The sequence below is a fragment of the Corynebacterium gottingense genome (genome assembly GCF_003693265.1).
In the GTDB taxonomy this organism is placed as follows: domain Bacteria; phylum Actinomycetota; class Actinomycetes; order Mycobacteriales; family Mycobacteriaceae; genus Corynebacterium; species Corynebacterium gottingense.
Window position 1 is genome coordinate 1 of record NZ_RDRE01000064.1, and the last position, 3,073, is coordinate 3,073.

4 protein-coding genes are annotated in these 3,073 nt (G+C 64.1%); 2 read left to right on the plus strand and 2 right to left on the minus strand.

Features of this window, described 5'->3' with window-relative positions; translation table 11 throughout:
- On the minus strand, window positions 1-671 hold a 671-nt coding region (locus tag EAW56_RS11345; protein WP_279629703.1), incomplete at its 3' end, for a DNA gyrase subunit A.
- 82 nt (window positions 672-753) lie between these two features.
- Between EAW56_RS11345 and EAW56_RS11350 the strand changes: the two genes are divergently transcribed.
- Window positions 754-963 carry a CopG family transcriptional regulator gene (locus tag EAW56_RS11350; protein WP_122086647.1) on the plus strand — a complete coding sequence of 70 codons (210 nt, stop codon included), beginning with the start codon at window positions 754-756 and terminating at the stop codon, window positions 961-963.
- Between the two features lie 349 nt (window positions 964-1,312).
- Here EAW56_RS11350 and EAW56_RS11360 read toward each other — a convergent pair whose 3' ends face one another.
- Entirely contained in the window at window positions 1,313-2,260 is a 948-nt protein-coding gene (locus EAW56_RS11360) for a PDDEXK family nuclease (protein ID WP_147453306.1), read from the minus strand.
- Between the two features lie 66 nt (window positions 2,261-2,326).
- Here EAW56_RS11360 and EAW56_RS11365 point away from each other — a divergent pair, with 66 nt between their 5' ends.
- A complete protein-coding gene (locus tag EAW56_RS11365; protein WP_122086651.1) occupies window positions 2,327-2,755 on the plus strand; it encodes a hypothetical protein in 429 nt (142 codons plus the stop codon).
- Window positions 2,756-3,073 lie beyond the last annotated feature (318 nt).

Sequence of the window (3,073 nt, forward strand, 5' to 3'; positions counted from 1 at the left end):
CCCTTCACGCGCTCCAGCACCGCGTCGAGCGTCGCCTTCTCGTCCGCGTCGTGGTTGTCCAGGATCCAGTAGATGGCATCCGCCAGCTCGTTGAGGTTGTGCGGCGGGATGTTGGTGGCCATACCGACCGCGATGCCGTTCGAGCCGTTCATCAGCAAGTTTGGCACACGCGACGGCAGGACCGTCGGCTCCTGCGTCTTCGAGTCGAAGTTAGGGGCGAAGTCCACGGAGTTCTCGCGGATGTCGCGCACCATCTCCATGGCCAGCGGGGTGAGCTTGCACTCCGTGTAACGCATCGCAGCCGGGCCGTCATTACCCGGCGAGCCGAAGTTGCCCTGGCCGTCCACCAGCGGGTAGCGCATCGCCCACGGCTGCGCCATGCGCACGAGGGTGTCGTAGATGGCGCTGTCGCCGTGCGGGTGGTAGTTACTCATGGTCTCACCCACGGCCTTCACGCTCTTCACGTACGAGCGCTCGGGGCGGAACCCGGCGTCATACATGGCGTAAATGACGCGGCGGTGCACCGGCTTCATGCCGTCGCGCACCTCTGGCAGCGCGCGGCCCACGATCACGCTCATCGCGTAATCGATGTAGCTGGTCTGCATCTCCTCATTGATGTCAATGGGTTGGATGGCGTCGAAGTTGCCGCCACCCGGGGTGTCGTCGCTCATTGCTCACCTTTCTTATTGTGCTCACGTGTAGTTTACCGGCCCTGTGACGCGTTTCCGCGCTGAGCAGTGGTATCAAAGTGGTATGGCTATGACACTTCGGCTCACCACAGACGAGGACAAAGCGCTCGTGCTTTTGGCATCCGCGTGGGGCTGCTCCAAGCAGGAGGCCGCGCGTCGTGCGGTGGTCACCGCGGCATCGCGCCTGCTTGACGACGCCACCGTCACCGACCTCGCACGCTCCGTCATCCCCGGGTACAAAACTATGGAATCGCGCATCAGGCAAGCGCGATGAGGGGTTTTAGCGCCGAGCAACTTTTAGCCGTTGCCGATGAGTACTGCGCCTATACGGGTGCCCGGGTGCGCTCCTTCTCTGCCCTGGTTGCTTGTGCTTCCGTCCCCGGTGCAAGGGTGCATGGGGTGCCTGTATGTGACACTGCTGGGCAGGCTTCGGAGGAGCTAGCCGAAGCGGTGCGGAGGATGCAGCCCTTAAGCACTGAGAATTCCGGCTTCGCGGAAGTGGCCGCGGAGGTGTATCGGCGGTGGGCGGGGTTGGCGCCGTGACATCGTCGACCACAGCAAACGCACAGGTGAGCGTTTCCGCAGGTCGTGGAGCGCTGTATTTGTTTCCTATGCGAAATTTGTCACAAGGTCCGGCGCAAAATCTCCTCAACGCTCTCAGGCAGCCTGGCTAAAGTCCCCTCGGCGAAGCGCAGCACCTGCCACCCCTGCGCAACCAGCTCAATCTGGATCAGCGAATCTAAGGTACGTTGCTGCTTGTCCCAGTGGTGCGCGCCGTCGTACATCAGCCCAATCTTGGGTTCCATAAGGGCAAGGTCCAGGTCAGTGACCCGCTTACCCCACCTATTACGGATCACCACCTGCTCGGCCAAGGTCAGCCCATGCTTCTGCGCTACCGGCGTTGCTAGCAGGCGCATCTCGGTTTCCTTTGGCGAGTCTGCCAGCGCGCTCGACGCACCCAACACCTGGGACAGCCACCGCCTATCCAGCCTGCGGGAGGCACTGATGCGGATGGATTCGGGGGTGAGGTTGAGGAAGCGCCGTGTGGCGTCGATAAGCTGCACTGCACGTGTCAGCGCACTGGCGTCAAAGGTGTGCCAGGCCGACTCTCGGCGGCGGATACTTAGGAGCGCGTGGACCGCGGCAAGCGGAGGGGCTGCTACAGATATGGGCTGACCCGCACACATGACGGTCCAGGTCTCATGTTCGCGCAGCTTGAGCCGCCAGAGTGCCGGGGTGTATTGCGTCGCCGGCCGGTTCTTGCGGATTCCGGGGCCAACAAGCACAGTGTCGCAGGCATCCGCAAAGAAGGGCAGGCCGTAAAGCGCCAGCGCGCCCATGCCGGTGACCGTGGTGCCAGGGTGCGACAGCGCGTGGGCCACGGCGCGGTCGGTGGCGGGCACGGAGTAAGCAATCCCGCGTGGGTGATGCCTTGCTGCGTGCGCTACCAAATTCGGCTCGCGCAGCATCGTCGCCGGCAGCGAAAACTCGCGGTTGATTGGCTCCCCTACCGCCCCGTGCACCATGTGCAATCCCGCCATCGTGTGCATCCCATTGTGTAGCTTCGCCATACCTATTAGACGCAGCGAGCGACGCGCCGGTTCCCCCACACCCGCGAACGGAATAGAGTGTTGTGCATGAGAAAACGCTCCCTTGCCGCGCTGACCGCGGCCGCTCTCGCCATCGCCGTCCCCGCGCCCGCGCACGCAGGTGTGTCCGAGCTGTCGTCGGGTTCCAGCACGTCAAGCTCGGGGAGCTCGAAAATTCCGGAGGGCAAGGTGCCCGCCGACGGCCCGCAGGTCCCCGAGCAGCCGCCGCTCGGCAGCGCCTACACCGGCTCGGCCCCGATCTCCCTGACCATCGCCGCCCTGGCCACTTTTGTATCGGTGCAGTTGCTTATCGACGCCATCCCGCCCCTCCGCCAGGCCGTCGACCAAGTTGCCAACCAGGCCGGCCTGAGCCACGTCTACGGATCCTCCGAGGGCAACCGCATTTTCGACGTCCCTGCCTGGATCAAGGCCGCCGAGGACGCCGGGTACTCGCTGCCGCAGCTCCCCCAGCTGTAGCGTGGCCGCAACCGCCGTGCTAAATTTGGCACGGTTGTGGTTGCAGTGACTCATGTGACTCCTGTGTTTCGTTTTGCGCGGACGCGCACGGCGACGGTGCAGCGGGCGAGATGACTGTGGCGGAAGAGCCGCAACAGCCGTGCCCATCGGCACACGGTAAGGGCGACCCTGGGGGTGGGTCGCCCTTTTGCGTGGGCGTGCCGAGGCTGGACTTCGAGCTTGAGGGGTCTGTGTGTCTGGCTCGGGTTGCCTTCGGGGGTGCCTCCGGGTGCCATTCGCCTGTTTGACGAGGACAGGATGACGTAGATACGAGTGTCG

Bases quoted from the DNA above. Each gene is read 5' to 3' on its own strand.
- EAW56_RS11360 (WP_147453306.1), bottom strand. From the start codon at position 2,260: ATGGCGAAGCTACACAATGGGATGCACACGATGGCGGGATTGCACATG.
- EAW56_RS11350 (WP_122086647.1), top strand. From the start codon at position 754: ATGGCTATGACACTTCGGCTCACCACAGACGAGGACAAAGCGCTCGTG.
- EAW56_RS11365 (WP_122086651.1), top strand. From the start codon at position 2,327: ATGAGAAAACGCTCCCTTGCCGCGCTGACCGCGGCCGCTCTCGCCATC.